Source organism: Streptomyces sp. SCUT-3 (assembly GCF_014083985.1).
Lineage (GTDB): Bacteria > Actinomycetota > Actinomycetes > Streptomycetales > Streptomycetaceae > Streptomyces_H > Streptomyces_H thermolineatus.
The window spans coordinates 843,895-864,139 of the sequence record NZ_CP046907.1 but is presented as its reverse complement, the minus strand read 5'-3'; the positions used below and the strand labels follow the sequence as shown (position 1 = coordinate 864,139).

The window sequence follows — 20,245 nt, the reverse complement described above, 5'->3', positions numbered from 1 at the left end:
GCGAGGCCGGTGAGCCGGGGAACAACCGTTCCCGCACGGGGGCCGGGTTCCCCCGGCGCCCGTGCGGAAATGCCGAACGGACAGACGGTGCGGAGAAGGAAGGAGGACCGCTGATGGCCACTCCGCTGTCGGCCGACCGGCTGGTCGCGGCGCTGCGCGCCGAGGGCCTGAAGGTCGTCGAGTACCGGTCGTGGAGGACGCACAACCGCAACGCCAAGGGCGCGTGGGGCCCGGTGCACGGGGTGATGATCCACCACACCGTCACCGAGGGCACCGACGCCTCCGTGCGCCTGTGCTACGAGGGGCACAGCTCGCTGCCCGGCCCGCTGTGCCACGGCGTGATCGCCAAGGACGGCACGGTGTACCTGGTCGGCAACGGGCGGGCCAACCACGCCGGCCTGGGCGACGGCGACGTGCTGCGAGCCGTCGTCGCCGAGGCCGCCGCCCTGCCCGGGGACAACGAGGCCGACACCGACGGCAACGCCCGGTTCTACGGCTTCGAGTGCGTCAACCTCGGGGACGGCAAGGACCCGTGGCCCGCCGCGCAGCTGGAGGCGATCGAGAAGGCCTCCGCCGCGGTCTGCCGAGCCCACGGCTGGTCCGAGCGGTCGGTGATCGGCCACCTGGAGTGGCAGCCCGGCAAGGTCGACCCCAAGGGCTTCACCATGTCGTCCGTGCGCGCCCGGGTGAAGGAGAGGCTGGGCGGGGAGGCGGACGGCCCGCCGGCCGGGGAGCCGCCGAAGGAGCCGGCCGAGCCCGCGTACGAACCGTTCCCCGGGGCCGCGTTCTTCCGTGCCGGGCGGCGCAGCGCGGTCGTCACCGCGATGGGCAGGCGGCTGGTCGCCGAGGGGTGCGGCCGGTACGCGGTCGGTCCGGGGCCGGAGTGGACCGAGGCCGACCGCAGGTCGTACGCCGCCTGGCAGCGCAGGCTGGGGTACTCGGGGAGGGCCGCCGACGGCATCCCCGGACCGGCCAGCTGGAAGAGGCTGCGCGTGCCGAACGTCCGGTGACGGCGGCGCCGCCGCGTCCGGGCACCCGGACGGCCCCGTCCCGCCGGGAGGGCGGGACGGGGCCGTGGGACGGGGCCGTGGGACGGGGTCTTGGGACGGGGCTGTCGTCGGGACCCGGAAGGGCCCTCCGGGAGGCCCCGAAAGGGCTTCCCGGGCGGTCACCTCCCGAAGACGCCGACCTCGTGGAGCGAGTAGCCGTACTTCGTGCCCCGTTCGGTGCCGTGCACCCGCACGTAGCGGGCGGGCACGGCGGCGAACGAGGCGGTGTCGAGCCCGCCGTCGCCCGCGGTCGTGGACCACACGGTCCGCCAGTCGGCGCCGTCGGCCGACACCTCGACGCGGTACCCCCTGGCGTAGGCGCGCTCCCAGTCCAGGGTGACCCGGTCGACGGTGCGCACGGCCCCCAGGTCCAGCCGCAGCCACTGGTCGTCGCTCCAGTCGCTCGCCCAGCGGGTGTTCCGGTCGCGGTCGACGGCCCGGGCGGGCCCGTAGTCGGTGAAGGGGTTGGACTCCGAGGAGCTGGCGGTGGCCGGGACGCCGGCGGCCAGGTCCGCGGCGGGCCGGTGGCGTTCGGTCGCCCTCCAGGTGCCGAGGTAGGACTCGGCGCCCCGGGAGAGGTCGTCCACGACGTCCTGCCCGCCGCTCAGGCGCATCTGCTCGATCCAGTCCGGGACGAGGCCGTTGTGCGCCAGGCCGTCGGTGTTGAGGTCCCAGGTGCGCTCGCCGGTGACCTGGCGGTCCAGGACCGCGCCGCCGTCGGCGCTGCGGAACGGGTACCGCACCGCGTTGGGGGCGTCCTCGCCCACGGGGGCCGGCCACCCGCCGACGCCGTTCATGTCGGTGCCGTAGGCGTAGCCGGCGCCGTGGGCGTCGCGCAGCGCCGCGTCGCGGCGGCCCGCCTCGACGAAGTCCTCGGCGGAGTGGGCGTACTGGGCGACGAAGCCGCCGAGGCGGTAGAGCCGCCCGGTCCACTGCTCGTCCATCCAGCTGTGGCTGGAGATCACGCCCGGGTACGCCTCGGACTCCAGGATGTCGAGGGCCCGGCCCGCGGCCTTGACGCTCATGTGGTCGATCTCCAGCATCATGTTGCGCTTCATCATGCCCCGGAGCGCGTACTCGCCGAGCCCGGTCAGCCCGCGCACGTTGCACCGGGCGTCCGCGTCGTACGAGGGGACCTGCACCCCTTCGGGCAGCAGGGCCGCGGCCTCGGCGGGCGCCGCCGCGCCGACGGGGTTGTCGTGCTGCGGGCCGGTGCACTTCTGCGTGGTCCAGAAGGTGCCGGTCGACAGGAACTGGCCGATGTTGACCGCCGTGCCGGTGGTGCCTTCGTCGAAGCGGACGCCGCACAGCGCGTTGTCGAACTTGTGGCACAGGAACATGCTGCGCACGCCGAGGTCGTACAGCTCGTCCAGGCCGCGGTCGATGTCGTCCCTGTCGCACTGCGCGACGTCGAGGACCTGCTTGCAGCCGAACGGCTCGGAGGTCTCGACCCCGAGGACGACGGCCAGCTTGCCCCGGGCGACGACCTCGCGGGCCTGTCCGGCGTCGGTGACGATCCTGAACCAGCCCTTGCCCGCGCCGCCGTACATCCGGTCGATGTGGTCCTGGAGACGGTACGTCTCCCGCGCCTGGAGCCGGACGGACTCCATCTCGTCGCAGCCGCGGTCCTTGTACGGGTAGAGGGCGCACAACTGGCCGTTGGTGACGAGGTCGTTGACGAGGATCCGCTGGCCGCCGCGCCAGGCCCGCTCCACCCAGGCGTAGTAGTTCTGCTGGTGGCTGAGGGAGTCGTGGGCGGGCCAGTCGCGGAAGGTGGGCCAGCCGACGGGGTCGTGGTGTCCGTCCGCGCCGCCGGTGACGTTCTCGAACAGGGCGAGCGAGCCGTCCGGGTAGTGCTCGGGGCAGTCCTTCAGGGCTTCGGGGGCGCCCTTCTCGGAGAACGTCCTCCCGCAGATGATGCGCCCGCCGAACCCCTCGTTGGACATCAGGTGGTTGTGCGCGTCGACGAACCCGCGCACCGTGCCGTCGGGCCCGGTTCCCCGGAAGGGTTCGCCGGCGACGTTGATCTGCGAGTCGGGCCCGGGCCGGTCGGCGGGGTCCCACCAGCCGCCGTCGGCGCGGGCGGGGGAGCCGGTGCCCGCGCCCAGGAGGGCCGCGGCCAGGGCGAGGACCAGCGTCACGACGGCGGTCGTGACGCGGGGGCGCAGTGCGTGTCTGGTCATGTCACACCTTCGGTGCGCTGGGCTCGGATCCGGTGGGGGTGCGGTGCGGGCTGCGGCCGCCGGGCGGTCCGCCCGCGCGCGGCGGCCGCCTTCCGGCCGGGTGCCCCGGACGGCTTTCGTGGATCTGGAACATGACGGTCATTCATGTTTTCGTGCCGAGTCCCCCGAGGATCGCCACCGCCGCCTTCCGCGTCAAGGGCCCGGGACGCACGACCCGGCCGGGCCCCGCGCCCGGCCGGGCCCCGCGCCCGGCCGGGCCCCGCGCCCGGCCGGGCCCCTCGCCCGGTCAAGCCCCCGCGCCCGGCCGGGCCCCCGCCCGACTAGGTCCCCGCGCCCAGGTAGGCGCGCAGCAGGCGTTTGCACTCCGCGATCAGCGCGGGGTCGCCGTCCTCGTCGGCCGCGAAGGCGAGCCTGAGCACGGCCTCGCCGGCCTCCAGTGCCACGCGGACGGCCAGCGGCGTGACGTGCGGGCCGCCCAGGTCCCGGGCGAGCACCCACAGCCGCCCGGCGACGGTGGAGTTGTCGTCCGCGGCCGCGTCGAGCAGCCGGGCGGCGTCCTGCAGGCCTACCGCGCCGAAGTCCACGACGGCGAAGCCCGGCACGGAGCGCCGCATGGCGACGAACTCCTCGACGGCCAGGTCCACGACCGCCGCGGTGTCCTTCGGGGCCTCGGCCTCCGCCCGCCGGGCGAGGCGGTCGAGGTAGCGGTCCAGGTTGCGCCGGGCCAGCGCGCCGAGGAGCGCGTCCTTGCCGGAGAAGAACTGGTAGAGGGTGCCGATCGGCACACCGGCCCGGCGCGCCACCTCCTTCGTGGTCAGCGCCGCGTACCCCGTCTCGTCCAGCAGGGCCGCGCAGGCGTCGACGATCCGCTCCACCCGCTCGGCGCTGCGCCGCTGCACGGGCTCGCGCCGCAGGGGGCCGCCCCGCGGGGGACCGGACTCCGCCGCATCGTTCTGGTTCCGCACGGTGCAACTGTGCCCGATCGGGCGTACGGTTGGCGAACCGTCAAGTGTGAGCCCTGCTCATGTTCGCCCGTCCGGTGAGGAGTACGCCATGACCCGTCCGGTCCGCCACCGCCTGCCCGGCGACTTCCTGTGGGGCGTCGCCTCCTCCGCCTACCAGGTCGAGGGAGCGGTCGGCGAGGACGGCCGGGGCCCCTCGGTGTGGGACACCTTCGCCGCACGGCCCGGCGCGGTCCGCGACGGCCACACCGCCGCGGTCGCGTGCGACCACTACCACCGCTGGCCCGAGGACGTGGCGCTCCTGGCGGACCTGGGCGTGGACGCGTACCGCTTCTCGATCGCCTGGCCGCGCGTCCAGCCGTCCGGCTCCGGCCCGGCCGACCCCCGGGGCCTCGGCTTCTACGACCGGCTCACCGACGCGCTGCTGGAGCACGGCATCACCCCGGTGCCCACCCTCTTCCACTGGGACCTGCCGCAGGAGCTGGAGGACGCGGGCGGCTGGCTGAACCGGGACACCGCCGCCCGGTTCGCCGACTACGCGGAGCTGGTGGCGGCCCGGCTGAAGGACCGCGTCGGGCGGTGGATCACCCTCAACGAGCCCTTCGTCCACATGGCCTTCGGATACGCACTCGGGGTGCACGCGCCCGGCCGCGCGCTGATGCTCGACGCCCTGCCCGCGGCCCACCACCAGCTGCTCGCCCACGGCCGGGCCGCGGCCGCGCTGCGCGGGGCGGGGGCGGGAGAGGTGATGCTGGTCAACAACTGCACCCCGGTGCGGCCGGCGGGCCCCTCGCCGCAGGACCGCGCGGCGGCGCAGGCGTACGACGCGCTGCACAACCGCCTCTTCAACGACCCCGTCCTGCTGGGCCGCTACCCCGACCTGTCGGCCTTCGGGGCCGGGGAGGACCTGCGGGGCGCGGTGCGCGACGGCGACCTCGAGACCGTCTCCGCCCCGCTCGACGGACTGGGCGTCAACTACTACAACCCCACCTGGATCACGGCCCCCGACACTCCCGGGCTGCCCTTCGCCGAGGCCGCCGCGGCCCCCGGCGCCGAGGAGTACGAACGCACCGCCTTCGGCTGGCCCGTCGTCCCCGAGGGCCTCACCGAGCTGCTCACCGGCCTGAAGGACCGCTACGGGGACGCCCTGCCGCCGGTGTTCGTCACCGAGAACGGCTGCTCCCTGCCGGACACCGCGGCGGACGGCAGGGTCGCCGACCCCCGCCGCATCGCCTACCTGGACGGGCACGTGCGCGCGGTGGCCGAGGCGGTCCGGGCCGGCGTGGACGTGCGCGGCTACTTCGTGTGGACGCTGACCGACAACTTCGAGTGGGCCGAGGGCTACCACCAGCGGTTCGGCCTGGTGCACGTGGACCACGCCACCCAGGCCCGCACGCCCAAGGAATCCTTTGCCTGGTACCGCGACCTCGTCGCCGCCCACCGCGCGACCCGCACGGCCCGCGCGGACGCCCCGGCGCCCCGGTGAGCAGCACCCGCGTCCCGCCCGGCGGAGGGTCGCGGCCGCCCGCCGCCGACGGCGCGCCCGACGCGCCCGACGCGCCGCGGGAACGGGTGGGCGGCCGCTGGACCGCGGGACTCGCGCTGGCGAACCTGGGCGTCTTCACGGCGTTCTTCACCCCCATCCAGATCCTGCTGCCCCGGCAGCTCGCGGCCCTCGACGCCGGGTCCAAGGAGTCCGCCCTGGCGTGGGTCACCGGATTCGGCGCCCTGGTGGCCCTGGTGGCCAACCCGCTGGCGGGCGCCCTGTCCGACCGCACGACGAGCCGCTTCGGACGCCGCCGGCCGTGGATCGCCGGAGGCGCGCTCGCCGGGGCCGCCGGCCTCGTCCTCACCTCGTTCCAGCAGACCGTGCCCGGGATCACCGCCGGGTGGTGCCTGGCCCAGGCCGGACTCAACGCCATGCTCGCCGGGGTGACCGCCCCGGTCGCCGACCGGGTGCCCCTCGGGCAGCGCGCCGCGGTGTCCGGCTGGACCGGCGTCATGCAGCCGCTCGGCCTGGTGCTCGGCGCGCTGCTCGTCACCACGGCCGTGGACGGGGTGCGGGCCGGCTACCTGCTGGTCGCCGGGCTGACGGTGGCCCTCGCCGCCCCGTACGTCCTCGGCCTCCCCGAGCCGCCCCCGCCCCGCGGGCTCCGCCCGCCGCCGCGCCTGCGCGCCCCGGCGGCCGTCCTGTGGGTGAGCCCGCGCCGCCACCCCGACTTCGCGTGGGCGTGGCTCAGCCGCTTCCTGGTCAACCTCGGCAACGCCCTCGGGACGCTGTACCTGCTGTACTACCTGGCCGACGAGGTGCGCCTGGCCGACCCGGACACCGGTGTACTGGTGCTCACCCTGCTGTACACCGGTGCGGCGGTGTGCACGGCGGTCCCGGCCGGTGCCGCCTCCGACCGCCTGGGCCGCCGCAAGGTCTTCGTCGCGGGGTGCTGCGCCGTCATGGCCGCCGCGGCCCTGATGCTCGCCCTCGCCAGCGACTGGCCCGCGGTCATGGCGGCGGCCGCCGTCCTCGGCGCGGGGTTCGGCGTCTACCTCGCCGTCGACCAGGCCCTGGTCACCCAGGTGCTCCCGGCCGCCGCCGACCGGGCCAAGGACCTCGGCGTCATCAACATCGCCAACTCCGGCCCCCAGGTGCTCGCACCGGCCCTCGCGGCGCCCGTCGTCGCCCACGCCGGCGGCTACCCGGGTCTGTACGTGGCGGCGGCCGCGGTGACCGTTGCGGGCGGGCTCCTGGTCGGCAGGATCCGCGGCGTCCGCTGACGGCCGCGCCGGGCGCCGCCCCCGTGGGCGGCAACGGCGCGGGAGGGGGATCGGAAAGGAAGGGGAGGGGGAGAGGAGATCGGCGGCCCCGGCCGGAGCCGGTCAGAAACCGTCGCCGAAGCCCCCGTGCCCGAAGCCCCCGTGCCCGAAGCCCCCGCCGTGCCGGCCGCCGCCGCGGTGCCGGCCGGTCTCCTCGCGGTACTGCTGGCCGGCGCTGACCGCCCGGTGCACGGCCTCCTGCCAGTCGCCGGAGTCCCAGGGGCCGTCCGGCCGGGCGTGCCTGCCGCGGTTGCCCTCCTGGGCGGGTGCGGCCGCGGGGGCGGCGGGGGCTGCGGCGGCCTGCGCCGGCGCGGCGGGCGCCGGGATCTGCGCGACCTGCAGCGGCTCGTCGCCCGGGGCCGCGAGGACCTGGGCCGGCGCGGCGGGCGCCCCGGCGCTCCCCTCGCCCGGGACCACTTCCGCGGCCCCGGCCTCGCGGGCGGTGGTGACGTCGGACGGCTGGGAGGTGTTGAGCAGGGACAGTCCCGCCATGGCGCCCGCGGCGAGCAGCCCGGCGGCACCGGCCGCGGCGTGCCGGGACCCGGAGGGGCGGGCGTGGCGGGGACCCACGACCTCACCGGTGATCAGAGTGGCCGCCGAGGCCTCGGCGGGCTCGACGGGCCTGGGGCCCGGGACCACCTGTGTGGGATTCAGGACGCTCCCTGCCACAGGGCTTTCCGGGCGTATGTCGGGGAAGCGGTCGGCCATGGCAAGGGATCATTCCGCCCCCGGGCGCCGCTTGTCCAGTCGCGCCCGCCGGGGCCGCCCGGCCGGTCAGCCGCTCCAGGTGAAGCGGGGTGTGCGGCGTTCGAGGAAGGCGGCGACGCCCTCCTCGGCGTCGCCGGCCGCACGGGCCGTGCGGGACCACTCCCCGACCCGCTCCGGGTCGTCCGCGCCGTCCGCGGCCAGCGCGGTGAACTCCTTCGCCGCAGCCTGCGTCAGCAGCGAGCGTCCGGCCAGGATGCCGGTGAACTCCTCGACACGGCGGTCCAGTTCGTCGTCGGCCAGCACCTCGTCGACCAGACCGGTGCGCAGGGCCCGCTCCGCGTCGACCAGTTCGGCCGAGTACAGCAGGTACTTCGCGGCCGAGGGGCCGACCAGGGAGGCGAGCCTGCGGGTGGAGGAGGCCGGGTAGACGATGCCCAGCCGGGCGGGGGTCACCCCGAAGCGGGCCCCCGGCGCGGCGAACCTCAGGTCGCACGCCGCGGCCAGCTGGCACCCCCCGCCCACGCAGAAACCGCGGATGCTCGCGAGCGTGGGCTTGGGGAACGCGGCCAGGGCCTCCTCGGCCTCCACGGCGGCGGCCTGCGGGTCGTCGTCCGCGGAGCCCTCGGCGAAGGCCCGCAGCGAGCCGATGTCCGCCCCGGCGCAGAACGTGCCCCCGGCTCCGGTCAGGACCACGGACCGCACCTGCGGGTCGGCGGCGAGCCGCTCCAGCAGGGGCGGCAGGGCGCGCCACATGGCCGTGGTCATCGCGTTGCGCTTGGCGGGGTTGCTGATGGTCACCGTGGCGGTGCGGCCGGAGGTCTCCAGCAGGAGGCCGGGCTCGGAGGGCATCGTGGGGTCTCCTTCCGCCCGGGGGCGGCGCGGTGCGGGCCGCGGTGCGGCCGGGGTCGTCGGACGTGCGCGGGGAGCCTATCCGGGGGCCGCGCACCGCCCGGCGGCCGCCCCGGCCGTCCCCGCGGGAACCCGGGACCCGGGCCCCCGGATCCCGGGTTCCCGCGGGCTCACCAGCCGGATCCGGCTCCGGTCAGCTCGCGCACGGCCGGGCGCGCCGCGTCCAGCACGGTGGCGAACCAGGCGGAGAAGACGGCCCGCCCGCGCAGCGCGGCCAGCTCCCCGGGGGTGACGAACGCCGTCTCCTCGATCTCCTCCGGGTCGGGGAGCAGCCGCGCGGGCGCCCGGCCGACGAACAGGTGGTTGTACTCCTGCTCCACCAGGCCGGAGGCGGGGTCGGGGTGGTTGTAGCGCACGGTGCCGGCCTCGGCCAGCGCCGCGGGTGCCGCGCCCAGCTCCTCGGCCGTGCGGCGCGCGGCCGCGACGAACGGGGCCTCCCCGGGGTAGGGGTGCCCGCAGCAGGTGTTGGACCACACGCCGGGGGAGTGGTACTTGCCCAGCGCGCGGCGCTGCAGCAGCAACCGGCCCCGGTCGTCGAACAGGAACACCGAGAACGCCCGGTGCAGCATGCCCGGCGCCAGGTGGGCGGAGAGCTTCTCGGCCGTGCCGACGGTGCGACCGGACTCGTCGACCAGCTCCAGCAGGATCTCGTCGGGGGCCCCGTCGGAGGGGACGGTGAGCGAGGAACCTGCGGGGCCGCGGGCAGGACTGGTCGGCATGGGCATCCTTGGGGAGGTCGGTGTGCAGCTGTTCGTTTTCGGCGGCAAACGCCCCCAGTGTGCCTCACCCGCCCTCGCCCGCGTGATCGAACCGGGGCAGGGCGCGGTCCGATCGTGTGACCGGCCCCGGCCCCGGCCCCGGCCCCGGCCCAGGTGCAGGTGCAGGTGGGCGGCGCGGTCAGTGGCAGAGGCCGGCCTCGTGCTCCGCGTGGCCGCCCGGCTCCAGCTGGAAGGTGCAGTGCTCCACGTCGAAGTGCCCGCCCAGGCAGTCCTGCAGTTCGTGCAGCAGCTTGGCGTACCCGGTCTCGTGGAGGACGTCCGGGCTCACCACCACGTGCACCGACAGCACCGGGCGCCCGGAGGTGATGGTCCACACGTGGAGGTCGTGCAGGTCCTCCACCCCGTCGATGCCGAGGATGTGCTTGCGCACCAGCGCCAGGTCGACGTCCTTCGGGGCGGCCTCCAGCAGGACGTTCACCGCCTCGGTCAGCAGCTTCCAGGTGCGCGGGACGATCAGCAGCCCGATGGCGAGGGAGGCGAGCGGGTCGGCCCGCTGCCAGCCGGTCAGCATCACCACCACGGCCGCGACCACCACCGCGGCCGAGCCCAGCGCGTCCGCCGCCACCTCCAGGAACGCGCCCCGCACGTTCAGGCTCTCGCGCTGCCCGCGCATCAGCAGCGCCAGCGAGACGATGTTCGCCGCCATGCCGACCAGGGCGACCACGACCGTCGGGCCGGCGTCGATCGCGGTCGGGGCGATCAGCCGCCGCACCCCCTCGACCAGGATGTAGCCGCCCATGCCGAACAGGATCAGGGCGTTGAGCACGGCGGCCAGGATCTCGGCCCGGGCGAGGCCGAAGGTGCGGCGGTCGTCGGCGGGGCGGGAGGCGAAGTGGATCGCGACGAGCGCCATGCCCACGCCGGCCGCGTCGGTGGCCATGTGGCCGGCGTCGGCGAGCAGCGCCAGGGAACCGGTCAGCATGCTGCCGACCAGTTCCACCGCGAGGATGCCGACCGTGATGCACAGCGTGGCGACCAGTCGCCCCCGGTAGGCGGCCGCGGCGGTGCCGCCCGGGCCCCGGCCGTGCGTGTGGCCGTGCCCGTGCGCGTGACCTGCCCCCATCGCCGCCGTCCTCTCCGAAGGGCCCGGACGTGCCGCAGCCGGGCGGCGGCGGCCGTTGACGCGGCCCAGTGAACAACGGGGGAGGAAAGAGGGCAACTCAGCACTGGTGACCGTTGTCATATGCACTCCGCCGGGTGCGCCCGGCCGCGTGCACCGGGCGGCGGGTCACGCCCGGCGGATCACGCCCGGCGCCGGCTCATGGCCTCCCAGGCGGACTCCGCCATCTCCTTCACCCCGTGGCGGGCGGACCAGCCCAGCTCGCGGCCGATCAGCGCGGCCGAGGCGACCACCCGGGCCGGGTCCCCCGCGCGGCGCGGGGCCACCACCGCCGCGGGCCCGGTGCCCCCGGTGACCTCGGAGATCAGCTCGGTCATCTCCCGCACGGAGACGCCCTCCCCGCGCCCGATGTTGAGGACCAGGTCGGTCTGCGCACCGGTGCGGACGAGGCGCCCGGCCGCCGCGAGATGTGCGGATGCGATGTCGGAGACGTGAATGTAGTCGCGCACGCAGGTGCCGTCCGGCGTCGGGTAGTCGTCGCCGAAGATCACCGGGGCCTCGCCGGCGGCCAGCCGCCGCAGCACCGCGGGCACCAGGTTGGTCGTCCCGGTGTCGGCGAGCTCGGGGGCCGCGGTGCCGGCCACGTTGAAGTACCGCAGGCAGACCGTGCCGATGCCGTGGGCCCGCCCGGCAGCCCGGACCAGCCACTCGCCGGCCAGCTTCGTCTCCCCGTAGGGGTTGACCGGGGCGCACGGGGTGTCCTCCGTGACCAGGTCCACGTCCGGCATGCCGTAGACGGCGGCGGAGGAGGAGAAGACGAACCGGGCCACCCCGGCCGCCGCGCACGCCTCCAGCAGGGTCTGCAGGCCCTGCACGTTCTCCCGGTAGTACAGCAGCGGCTTCTCGACGGACTCGGCGACCTGCTTCTTCGCCGCGACGTGCACCACGCCGCTCACCCGGTGGTCCGAGATCGCGGCGTCGAGGCGCCCGCGGTCCAGCACCGAGCCGACGACCAGCGGGACGTCCCCGGGCAGCCGGTCCGCCGACCCCGACGACAGGTCGTCGTAGACGACCACGGACTCCCCGGCGGCGGTCATCTCGCGCACCACGTGCGCCCCGATGTAGCCGGCTCCCCCAGTAACCATCCATGTCATGCCCGGCAGCCTATCCCCGCCCCCTCCCGGCCCTCCGGGGCCGTTTGTCGCCGCGCCCGGGGTCGGCCATGATGATCATGCCGCAGGGCCCGCCCCGGTGAACGGGCGGTGAACACGTCTGCGGGCATCCGATAACCTCTCCCGACATGCCCGCGGGCCTGATCGGGGGAGCTGCGCGGGCGGCGGTGCGCCGCCGTGGTTCGAGGAAGAACCCCGGTGCCCGCAGTGGAGCCCGGAACATTCCTTGGGAGTGAGTTCGTCTGTCGACCGCAATCCTCACCGGCCCCCCGGTCGCGGAGTCCCCGCTCGAGGACGACCTGCGCTCACTGGGCTACGACGTCGTCGGGGCCGCCGGACCCGACGAGCTGCGCGAGCGGATCGCCGCGGCACCCGCGCGCGGGCGCGTCGCCGTGGTGGACCGCCGCTTCGTCGGCCACCTGCACGCCCTGCGGCTCACCCTGGCCGACCCCCGGTTCACCGCCTCCGCCGCACCCGGCGTGCTGGTCGTGGACCCGGTCGCCCGCCCGGCCCTGGAGGCGGCCGTCGTCCGCGCCGGGGCCGTGCTGCCCGACGTGCTGGTGGACTTCGTCGAGGCCGAGGGCGTCGTCCCGCGCCGCCCCGAGCTGGGCGTGCTGGTCGCCGGCGTCCCCGCCGACGGCCCGTCCCGGGCCGAGGCGGAGGGGGCCGTCGCCGCGGTCGACGGGGAGAAGGTGCGGCTGCGCAGCGCGGTCAAGGCCCGCGACGGATTCACCACCACCTTCCTGGTCAGCCCCTACTCGAAGTACCTGGCGCGCTGGTGCGCCCGCCGGGGCTTCACCCCCAACCAGGTCACCACGGCCTCCCTGCTGGTCGCCCTCGTCGCCGCGGGCTTCGCGGCCACCGGCACCCGCACCGGCTTCGCCGTCTCCGGCGTGCTGCTGATGGCCTCCTTCGTGCTGGACTGCACCGACGGCCAGCTGGCCCGCTACGCGCTGAAGTACTCCAAGCTGGGCGCCTGGCTGGACGCCACCTTCGACCGGGCCAAGGAGTACGCCTACTACGCGGGCCTGGCGCTGGGCGCCGCCCGCGGCGGGGACGACGTGTGGGCGCTGGCGCTGGGCGCCATGGTCCTGCAGACCTGCCGGCACGTGGTCGACTTCTCCTTCAACGAGGCGGACCGCCCCGCCGCGGCCGCCGGCGGGGCCGGCCCCGGGCCCGCCGGGCCGCAGGGCCCCGGGGCGAGCCCGGCCGCTGCGCTGTCCGCCCGCCTGGACAAGGTCGGCTGGACCGTGTGGCTGCGCCGCATGGTCGTCCTGCCGATCGGCGAGCGCTGGCTGATGATCGCCGTGCTGGCCGCCCTGACCACCCCGCGCACCACCTTCACCGTGCTGCTCGCCGCCGGCGCGCTGGCCGCCTGCTACACCACCGCCGGCCGGGTGCTGCGCTCGGTGAACCGCAGGACCCCCCGTACCCCCGAGGCGGCCCGCGCCCTGGCGGACCTGGCCGACACCGGCCCGGTCGCCGCGGCGGTCGCCCGCGTGCCGGCCCCCCGGGCCGTCCCCGCCCCGGTGTGGGCGGCGGCGGGAACCGCGGCGCTGCTGCTGACCGTCCTCCTCACCGGAACCGGCTCGTGGTGGGCGGTGGCGGCCGCGGGCGGCTATGCCCTCCTGTCGGGCGCGGCGGTCTCCCGGCCGCTCGACGGGCGGCTGGACTGGCTGGCGCCCCCGCTCTTCCGGACCGCCGAGTACACCACCGTCCTGGTGCTCGCGGCCCGCTCGGAGGTGAACGGAGCGCTACCGGCTGCTTTCGGACTGGTTGCGGCCGTCGCCTACCATCACTACGACACGGTCTACCGCATCCGCGGTGGTACCGGCGCGCCCCCGGTGTGGCTGGTGCGGGCGATCGGCGGCCACGAGGGACGTGCGCTGCTGGTCACCGCGGTGGTCGCGCTGACCCTCGGGCACGGAACCGTCCTCACCCTCGCCCTTGCGGTCCTCGCCGGGGCGCTGGCTCTCGCGGTGCTCACCGAGAGCATCCGCTTCTGGGTGTCCTCAGCTGCACCCGCGGTACACGACGAATCAGGAGAACCCCAATGATCGGCCTCGTGCTGGCGGCCGGCGCCGGACGGCGTCTGCGCCCCTACACCGACACCCTGCCCAAGGCCCTGGTGCCGGTCGACGGCGAGACCACCGTGCTCGACCTCACCCTGGCCAACTTCGCCGAGGTCGGCCTCACCGAGGTCGCGATCGTCGTCGGCTACCGCAAGGAGGCGGTGTACGCCCGCAAGGAGGCCCTGGAGGCCAAGTACGGCCTGTCGATCACCCTGATCGACAACGACAAGGCCGAGGAGTGGAACAACGCCTACTCCCTGTGGTGCGCCCGCGACGTCCTCTCCCGCGGCGTGATCCTCGCCAACGGCGACACCGTGCACCCGGTCTCGGTCGAGAAGACCCTGCTGGCCGCCCGCGGCAAGGGGCAGAAGATCATCCTGGCCCTGGACACGGTCAAGAAGCTCGCCGACGAGGAGATGAAGGTCGTCGCCGACCCGGACAAGGGCGTGCGGCGCATCACCAAGCTGATGGAGCCGTCCGAGGCCACCGGCGAGTACATCGGCGTCACCCTCATCGAGCCGGAGGCCGCCGAGGCGCTCGCCGACGCGCTGAAGACCACCTTCGAGCGGGACCCCGACCTCTACTACGAGGACGGCTACCAGGAGCTGGTCGACCGCGGCTTCACCATCGACACCGCGCCGATCGGCGACGTCAAGTGGGTCGAGATCGACAACCACGACGACCTCGCCAAGGGCCGGGAGATCGCGTGCCAGTACTGACCCGGCTCATTCCCTCGCCGGTCGTCGTCGACATCCGGGCCGGTGCGCTGGAGGACCTCGGGGCCGTCCTGGCCGACCAGCGCATCTCCGCCTCGGGCAAACTCGCCGTCGCGATCAGCGGCGGCTCCGGGGCGGTGCTGCGCGAGCGGCTCGCCCCGGCCCTGCCCGGCGCCCAGTGGTACGAGGTGGGCGGCGGCACCCTCGACGACGCGATCAAGCTGGCCGACGCGATGAAGTCCGGCCACTTCGACGCCGTCGTCGGCCTGGGCGGCGGCAAGATCATCGACTGCGCGAAGTTCGCGGCGGCCCGCATCGGCCTGCCGCTGGTCGCCGTGGCGACCAACCTCTCGCACGACGGCCTGTGCTCGCCCGTCGCCACCCTCGACAACGACGCCGGCCGCGGCTCGTACGGCGTGCCCAACCCGATCGCCGTCGTCATCGACCTCGACGTGATCCGCGAGGCCCCGGTGCGGTTCGTGCGCTCCGGCATCGGGGACGCGCTCTCCAACATCTCCGCCGTCGCGGACTGGGAGCTGTCGCACAAGGTCAACGGCGAGCAGATCGACGGACTGGCCGCCGCCATGGCGCGCCAGGCCGGCGAGGCGGTGCTGCGGCACCCGGGCGGCGTCGGCGACGACGGGTTCCTCCAGGTGCTGGCCGAGGGCCTCGTCCTCACCGGCATCTCGATGTCGGTGGCCGGCGACAGCCGCCCGGCCTCCGGTGCCTGCCACGAGATCAACCACGCCTTCGACCTGCTCTTCCCCAAGCGCGCGGCCAGCCACGGCGAGCAGTGCGGCCTGGGCGCGGCCTTCGCGATGCACCTGCGCGGTGCGCACGAGGAGGCGGCGTTCATGGCCGAGGTGCTGCACCGCCACGGGCTGCCGGTGCTGCCGGAGGAGATCGGGTTCACCGCGGAGGAGTTCGTGCAGGTCGTGGAGTTCGCTCCGAAGACCCGGCCCGGCCGCTACACCATCCTCGAGCACCTCAACCTCTCCACCGACCAGATCAGGGACGCTTACGCCGACTATGCCAAAGCCATCGGTAGCTGAACTCCGGCCGGTCGTTCACCCCCCGGGCGTGAAGGACCGGCGGAGCGGTGAGCACTGGGCCGGCCGGCTCTACATGCGCGAACTCTCGCTGCGCGTGGACCGGCACCTGGTGAACACCCGGGTCACGCCCAACCAGCTGACCTACCTGATGACCGTCTGCGGCGTCCTCGCGGCCCCGGCCCTTCTGGTGCCGGGGATCGCGGGCGCCGTGCTCGGCGTGCTGGCGGTCCAGCTGTACCTGCTGCTGGACTGCGTCGACGGCGAGGTCGCCCGCTGGAAGAAGCAGTTCTCCCTGGGCGGGGTGTACCTGGACCGCGTCGGCGCCTACCTGACCGACGCCGCGGTGCTGGTCGGCTTCGGCCTGCGCGCCGCCGACCTGTGGGGCTCCGGCCGGATCGACTGGCTGTGGGCCTTCCTCGGCACCCTCGCCGCCCTCGGGGCGGTCCTGATCAAGGCCGAGACCGACCTCGTCGGCGTGGCCCGCCACCAGGGCGGACTGCCGCCGGTGCAGGAGGCGGCGTCCGAGCCGCGCTCGTCCGGCCTGGCGCTGGCCCGCAGGGCCGCGGCGGCGCTGAAGTTCCACCGGCTGGTCCTCGGGATCGAGGCGTCCCTGCTCATCCTGGTCCTGGCGGTCGCGGACGCGGTCCGGGGGGACCTGTTCTTCTCCCGGCTCGGCGTCGCCGTGCTGGCCGGCATCGCACTCCTGCAGACGCTGCTGCACCTGGTGTCCGTCCTCGCCTCGAGCAGGCTCAAGTGAGCGGCCGGGAGACCCCGCTGAAGGTCGGGGCGGTCGTCATCACCATGGGCAACCGCCCCGACGAGCTGCGGGCGCTGCTCGACTCGGTCGCCGCGCAGGAGGGCGACCGGGTCGAGGTGGTCGTCGTCGGCAACGGGGCGCCCGTGCCCGACGTCCCCCCGGGGTGCGGATCGTGGAGCTGCCCGAGAACCTCGGGATCCCCGGCGGGCGCAACGTGGGCATCGAGGCGTTCGGCCCGGGCGGCAGCGAGGTGGACATCCTGCTGTTCCTCGACGACGACGGCCTGCTGCCCCGCACCGACACCGCCGAACTGTGCCGGCAGGCCTTCGCCGCCGACCCGGAGCTCGGCATCATCAGCTTCCGCATCGCCGACCCCGACACCGGGGTCACCCAGCGCCGCCACGTGCCGCGGCTGCGCGCCTCGGACCCGATGCGCTCCTCGCGGGTGACCACCTTCCTCGGCGGCGCCAACGCCGTGCGCACCAAGGTGTTCGCCGAGGTCGGCGGGCTGCCCGACGACTTCTTCTACGCGCACGAGGAGACCGACCTGGCCTGGCGGGCCCTCGACGCCGGCTGGGCCATCGACTACCGCGCGGACATGGTGCTGCACCACCCCACCACGGCGCCGTCCCGGCACGCGGTCTACCACCGCATGGTGGCCCGCAACCGGGTCTGGCTCGCCCGCAGGAACCTCCCCGCCCTCCTCGTGCCCGCGTACCTTGGTACCTGGATCCTGCTCACCCTGCTGCGCAGGCCCTCCGGGGCCGCACTGCGGGCCTGGCTGGGCGGGTTCCGGGAGGGGTGGACCACCCCCTGCGGGCCGCGCAGGCCCATGAGGTGGCGCACGGTCTGGCGGCTCACCCGCCTCGGCCGCCCTCCCGTCATCTGACAACCGCGGGTCTGAGAGCATCGGCGCACCGATCTGAGAGCATCGGCGCACCGAGGGGCCGACCCCGGCAGCGCCCCCACGAGGACGAAAGTGTCAACTGTGAGCGATACAACGCACGGCGACGCGGCCACGGCGGCCGCGTCGCCGGTGACGTCGCCCGACGACGGTCTGAGCCCGGCCGCCCTGGCGGAGAAGTACGGCCTCTCCGTGAGCGGCGCCCGCCCGGGGCTGGCGGAGTACGTCCGCCAGCTGTGGGGGCGCAGGCACTTCATCAGGGCCTACGCCAGCGCCCGGGTCACCGCGCAGTACACCAACGCGCGCCTGGGCCAGCTGTGGCAGGTCATGACGCCGCTGCTCAACGCGGCCGTCTACTTCCTGATCTTCGGCGTGCTGCTGGGGAGCAAACGCGGTATCGAGAACTACGTCGCGTACCTGATCATCGGCATCTTCATCTTCACCTTCACCCAGTCCTCGGTGCTCGCCGGGGTGAAGGCGATCTCGGGGAACCTCGGGCTGATCAGGGCACTGCACTTCCCGCGGGCCTCGCTGCCGGTCGCCTTCACCCTCATGCAGCTCCAGCAGCTGCTGATCTCGATGGCCGTGATGCTGGTGATCGTGCTGTTCACCGGCGAGGTGCCCGCCTGGTCGTGGCTGCTGATCGTCCCGGCGCTGCTGCTGCAGTCGGTCTTCAACGTCGGCCTGGCGCTCGGCATGGCCCGCCTGGGCAGCAAGATGACCGACCTGACCCAGCTGATGCCGTTCATCCTGCGCACCTGGCTGTACGCGTCCGGCGTCTTCTACAGCATCCGGGCGGTCCTGGAGAAGCACGACCTGCCGTGGATCGTTCACCTGCTGCTCGAGCTGAACCCGGCAGCCGTTTACATAGACCTGGTGCGCTTCGCACTCATCGACAGCTTCGGCCGCAACGAGCTGCCCCCGCACGTGTGGGCGGTCGCCGTGGGCTGGGCGCTGGTCGCGGGCATCGGAGGCTTCTTGTTCTTCTGGAAGGCTGAGGAGAGTTACGGTCGTGGCTGAGCAGAGCGCTGTCACCGAGGCCTCGACGGCCGCGGGCACGGCCGTCGGGGCCCGGGTGCCCACGGTCGTCGCCGACCGGCTCAACGTGGTCTACCGGGTGCACGGCGGCGGCGGCAAGGGCAACGCGGTCGCCGCGCTCCGCCGCATCGTGCGCCGCCAGAAGTCGCCGAACGTGCGCGAGGTGCACGCGGTCAAGGACGTCAGCTTCGTCGCCTACCGGGGCGAGGCCATCGGCCTGATCGGCACCAACGGCTCGGGCAAGTCCACCCTGCTCAAGGCCGTCGCAGGCCTGCTCCCCGCCGAGAGCGGCAAGGTCTACACCGACGGCCAGCCCTCGCTGCTGGGCGTCAACGCCGCCCTGATGAACGACCTGACCGGCGAGCGCAACGTCATCCTCGGCGGCCTGGCCATGGGCATGTCCCAGGAGGAGATCCGGGCCAAGTACCAGGACATCGTCGACTTCTCCGGGATCAACGAGAAGGGCGACTTCATCTCCCTCCCCATGCGCACCTACTCCTCCGGCATGGCGGCCCGCCTGCGGTTCTCCATCGCGGCGGCCAAGAGCCACGACGTGCTGATGATCGACGAGGCGCTGGCCACCGGCGACCGCAAGTTCCAGAAGCGCTCCGAGGCCCGCATCCGGGAGCTGCGCAAGGAGGCCGGCACGGTCTTCCTCGTCAGCCACAACAACAAGTCGATCAGGGACACCTGCGAGCGGGTGCTGTGGCTGGAGAAGGGCACCCTGGTCATGGACGGCCCCACCGACGAGGTCCTCAAGGCGTACGAGAAGGAGACCGGCAAGTAGCCCGGCCCTCCCCGCCCGTACGCACCGGCGGCGGCCGCACCCGGACCCCGGGCGCGGCCGCCGCCGCGTTCCCCGCCACCCGCCGCCGGGCGCCCCTCCGCTCCCGCCGCCGGAACGCCCCCGTGCACGGGGCCGTCCGCGGCCGACGTAAGCTGTACCGGCACCCGTCCGGCGTACGCCCGGCGCACCACCGCCGAGCGCGGGGATCCCGGTCCAGGGCGGGGGCGCAAGGACGCGGCGGCGGCGTGCCCGCGGCGGTGAACGTGCGGCTATCGGTGTAGAACGGGTGAGGTGACGGCCATGTCCACCGCCTCCCGCCGGGCCCCCGAACCGCCCGCCCGGCCGCCCACGGCCCCGACCCCCGGACGCACGCGGTGACCGCGCGGACGGACGCGTCCTCGCGCGCCGTGCTCGACAAGGCCGCCCGGGAGAACTTCCCCGTGGCCCCCTTCTTCCTGCCGGCCGCCTGGCGCAACGACCTGATGGCCGTCTACGGCTGCGCCCGCCTCGTCGACGACGCCGGCGACGGCGACCTGCCGCCCGGCCGCGGCGACGCCGCCCTCCTGAGCGTGCCCGGGGACGCCGCGGACGACCGCCTCGCCCTCCTCGACGCCATCGAGCGCGACCTGCTCCGTGCCTTCGACGGCGCGGGCGGTACCGACGGTGGCCCCCGCCACCCGCTGGTGCGGGCCCTGCGGCCCACCGTGCTCCGCCACCGCCTCGACCCGGGGCCGTTCCTCGCCCTGATCGAGGCGAACCGGCAGGACCAGCGCACCACCCGGTACGCCACCTGGGACGACCTGCTCGCCTACTGCGACCTGTCGGCCAACCCGGTCGGCCGGCTGGTCCTGGCGATCACCGGCACCACCAGCCCCGAACGCCTGCGCCGCTCCGACGAGATCTGCACGGCCCTGCAGATCGCCGAGCACCTCCAGGACGTGGCCGAGGACCTCGCCCGCGGCCGGATCTACCTGCCGGCCGAGGACATGGAGCGCTTCGGCGTCACCGAGGCGGACCTGGCCCGCCCCACCGGCAGCCGCGCCGTGCGCGACCTGGTGCGGTTCGAGGCCGACCGCGCCCGTGCCCTGCTGGACGCGGGCGCACCCCTGGTCGGCAGCGTGCGCGGCCGCCTGCGGCTGCTGCTCGCCGGCTTCGTCGCCGGGGGGCGCGCGGCGCTCGCCGCACTGGAGGACGCCGACCACGACCCCCTGCCCGGGCCGCCCAGGGCCTCCAGGGCCCGCCTGGTGCGGGAGGCGGCCGCCGCGCTGCGCGGACCGCGACGCTGA

Annotated in this window: 17 protein-coding genes and 1 pseudogene; 11 read left to right on the top strand and 7 right to left on the bottom strand. The window is 74.8% G+C overall.

Going from position 1 to position 20,245, the window contains the following annotated elements:
* The first annotated feature begins 113 nt into the window (after nucleotides 1-113).
* Nucleotides 114-1,010: a peptidoglycan-binding protein gene (locus tag GQS52_RS03840; protein ID WP_182311660.1), complete on the top strand. Its 897-nt coding sequence runs from the start codon at nucleotides 114-116 to the stop codon at nucleotides 1,008-1,010.
* Nucleotides 1,011-1,168: 158 nt separating this feature from the next.
* Here GQS52_RS03840 and GQS52_RS03835 read toward each other — a convergent pair whose 3' ends face one another.
* The gene (locus GQS52_RS03835; RefSeq protein ID WP_182311659.1) at nucleotides 1,169-3,232 is read right to left on the bottom strand and encodes a discoidin domain-containing protein; all 2,064 of its coding nucleotides are present in this window, start codon (nucleotides 3,230-3,232) and stop codon (nucleotides 1,169-1,171) included.
* A 320-nt stretch (nucleotides 3,233-3,552) separates the two neighbouring features.
* Nucleotides 3,553-4,197 (bottom strand): TetR/AcrR family transcriptional regulator, encoded by a 645-nt coding sequence (locus GQS52_RS03830; protein WP_182311658.1) that lies wholly within the window; start codon nucleotides 4,195-4,197, stop codon nucleotides 3,553-3,555.
* A gap of 88 nt (nucleotides 4,198-4,285) precedes the next feature.
* Between GQS52_RS03830 and GQS52_RS03825 the strand changes: the two genes are divergently transcribed.
* Complete coding sequence (locus tag GQS52_RS03825) at nucleotides 4,286-5,680, top strand: GH1 family beta-glucosidase (protein WP_182311657.1); 1,395 nt, start codon at nucleotides 4,286-4,288, stop codon at nucleotides 5,678-5,680.
* 86 nt (nucleotides 5,681-5,766) lie between these two features.
* On the top strand, nucleotides 5,767-6,966 hold the full coding sequence (locus GQS52_RS03820) for an MFS transporter (protein ID WP_259371032.1): 1,200 nt from the start codon (nucleotides 5,767-5,769) through the stop codon (nucleotides 6,964-6,966).
* Between the two features lie 102 nt (nucleotides 6,967-7,068).
* Here GQS52_RS03820 and GQS52_RS03815 read toward each other — a convergent pair whose 3' ends face one another.
* The 5 genes from GQS52_RS03815 to galE all read right to left on the bottom strand — a co-directional run bounded on the left by GQS52_RS03815 (nucleotide 7,069) and on the right by galE (nucleotide 11,615).
* Nucleotides 7,069-7,713: a hypothetical protein gene (locus GQS52_RS03815; protein ID WP_182311655.1), complete on the bottom strand. Its 645-nt coding sequence runs from the start codon at nucleotides 7,711-7,713 to the stop codon at nucleotides 7,069-7,071.
* Nucleotides 7,714-7,779: 66 nt separating this feature from the next.
* Nucleotides 7,780-8,562, bottom strand: a complete 783-nt coding sequence (locus GQS52_RS03810) for an enoyl-CoA hydratase-related protein (RefSeq protein ID WP_182311654.1) — start codon at nucleotides 8,560-8,562, stop codon at nucleotides 7,780-7,782.
* Between the two features lie 170 nt (nucleotides 8,563-8,732).
* A complete protein-coding gene (idi, locus tag GQS52_RS03805; protein ID WP_182311653.1) occupies nucleotides 8,733-9,341 on the bottom strand; it encodes an isopentenyl-diphosphate Delta-isomerase in 609 nt (202 codons plus the stop codon).
* A 178-nt stretch (nucleotides 9,342-9,519) separates the two neighbouring features.
* Nucleotides 9,520-10,464, bottom strand: a complete 945-nt coding sequence (locus tag GQS52_RS03800; protein WP_182311652.1) for a cation diffusion facilitator family transporter — start codon at nucleotides 10,462-10,464, stop codon at nucleotides 9,520-9,522.
* Between the two features lie 179 nt (nucleotides 10,465-10,643).
* Entirely contained in the window at nucleotides 10,644-11,615 is a 972-nt protein-coding gene (gene galE / locus GQS52_RS03795) for a UDP-glucose 4-epimerase GalE (RefSeq protein WP_182311651.1), read from the bottom strand.
* 260 nt (nucleotides 11,616-11,875) lie between these two features.
* On the opposite strand from galE, the gene GQS52_RS03790 reads away from it, so the two are divergent.
* The 8 genes and pseudogenes from GQS52_RS03790 (at nucleotide 11,876) to hpnC (ending at nucleotide 20,245) form a co-directional block, all read left to right on the top strand.
* The gene (locus GQS52_RS03790) at nucleotides 11,876-13,690 is read left to right on the top strand and encodes a DUF5941 domain-containing protein (RefSeq protein WP_182316187.1); all 1,815 of its coding nucleotides are present in this window, start codon (nucleotides 11,876-11,878) and stop codon (nucleotides 13,688-13,690) included.
* Nucleotides 13,687-14,424 (top strand): phosphocholine cytidylyltransferase family protein, encoded by a 738-nt coding sequence (locus tag GQS52_RS03785; RefSeq protein WP_182311650.1) that lies wholly within the window; start codon nucleotides 13,687-13,689, stop codon nucleotides 14,422-14,424. Before GQS52_RS03790 ends, GQS52_RS03785 begins: the two co-directional genes overlap by 4 nt.
* A complete protein-coding gene (locus GQS52_RS03780; protein ID WP_182311649.1) occupies nucleotides 14,412-15,473 on the top strand; it encodes an iron-containing alcohol dehydrogenase family protein in 1,062 nt (353 codons plus the stop codon). Before GQS52_RS03785 ends, GQS52_RS03780 begins: the two co-directional genes overlap by 13 nt.
* Nucleotides 15,451-16,230 carry a CDP-alcohol phosphatidyltransferase family protein gene (locus GQS52_RS03775; protein WP_182311648.1) on the top strand — a complete coding sequence of 260 codons (780 nt, stop codon included), beginning with the start codon at nucleotides 15,451-15,453 and terminating at the stop codon, nucleotides 16,228-16,230. Before GQS52_RS03780 ends, GQS52_RS03775 begins: the two co-directional genes overlap by 23 nt.
* Before the next feature lie 44 nt (nucleotides 16,231-16,274).
* Nucleotides 16,275-17,119 (top strand): annotated as a pseudogene (locus GQS52_RS03770) (glycosyltransferase).
* Nucleotides 17,120-17,218: 99 nt separating this feature from the next.
* Nucleotides 17,219-18,154, top strand: a complete 936-nt coding sequence (locus tag GQS52_RS03765; RefSeq protein WP_182311647.1) for an ABC transporter permease — start codon at nucleotides 17,219-17,221, stop codon at nucleotides 18,152-18,154.
* Nucleotides 18,147-18,959: an ABC transporter ATP-binding protein gene (locus GQS52_RS03760; RefSeq protein ID WP_182311646.1), complete on the top strand. Its 813-nt coding sequence runs from the start codon at nucleotides 18,147-18,149 to the stop codon at nucleotides 18,957-18,959. Before GQS52_RS03765 ends, GQS52_RS03760 begins: the two co-directional genes overlap by 8 nt.
* A gap of 374 nt (nucleotides 18,960-19,333) precedes the next feature.
* Nucleotides 19,334-20,245, top strand: coding sequence for a squalene synthase HpnC (hpnC, locus tag GQS52_RS03755; protein WP_182311645.1), 912 nt, complete (start codon nucleotides 19,334-19,336; stop codon nucleotides 20,243-20,245).

Coding starts and splice junctions, on each gene's coding strand:
- GQS52_RS03835 (WP_182311659.1), bottom strand. CDS start 3,232: ATGACCAGACACGCACTGCGCCCCCGCGTCACGACCGCCGTCGTGACG.
- GQS52_RS03800 (WP_182311652.1), bottom strand. CDS start 10,464: ATGGGGGCAGGTCACGCGCACGGGCACGGCCACACGCACGGCCGGGGC.
- GQS52_RS03810 (WP_182311654.1), bottom strand. CDS start 8,562: ATGCCCTCCGAGCCCGGCCTCCTGCTGGAGACCTCCGGCCGCACCGCC.
- GQS52_RS03815 (WP_182311655.1), bottom strand. CDS start 7,713: ATGGCCGACCGCTTCCCCGACATACGCCCGGAAAGCCCTGTGGCAGGG.
- GQS52_RS03785 (WP_182311650.1), top strand. CDS start 13,687: ATGATCGGCCTCGTGCTGGCGGCCGGCGCCGGACGGCGTCTGCGCCCC.
- galE (WP_182311651.1), bottom strand. CDS start 11,615: ATGACATGGATGGTTACTGGGGGAGCCGGCTACATCGGGGCGCACGTG.
- idi (WP_182311653.1), bottom strand. CDS start 9,341: ATGCCGACCAGTCCTGCCCGCGGCCCCGCAGGTTCCTCGCTCACCGTC.
- GQS52_RS03775 (WP_182311648.1), top strand. CDS start 15,451: ATGCCAAAGCCATCGGTAGCTGAACTCCGGCCGGTCGTTCACCCCCCG.
- GQS52_RS03840 (WP_182311660.1), top strand. CDS start 114: ATGGCCACTCCGCTGTCGGCCGACCGGCTGGTCGCGGCGCTGCGCGCC.
- GQS52_RS03825 (WP_182311657.1), top strand. CDS start 4,286: ATGACCCGTCCGGTCCGCCACCGCCTGCCCGGCGACTTCCTGTGGGGC.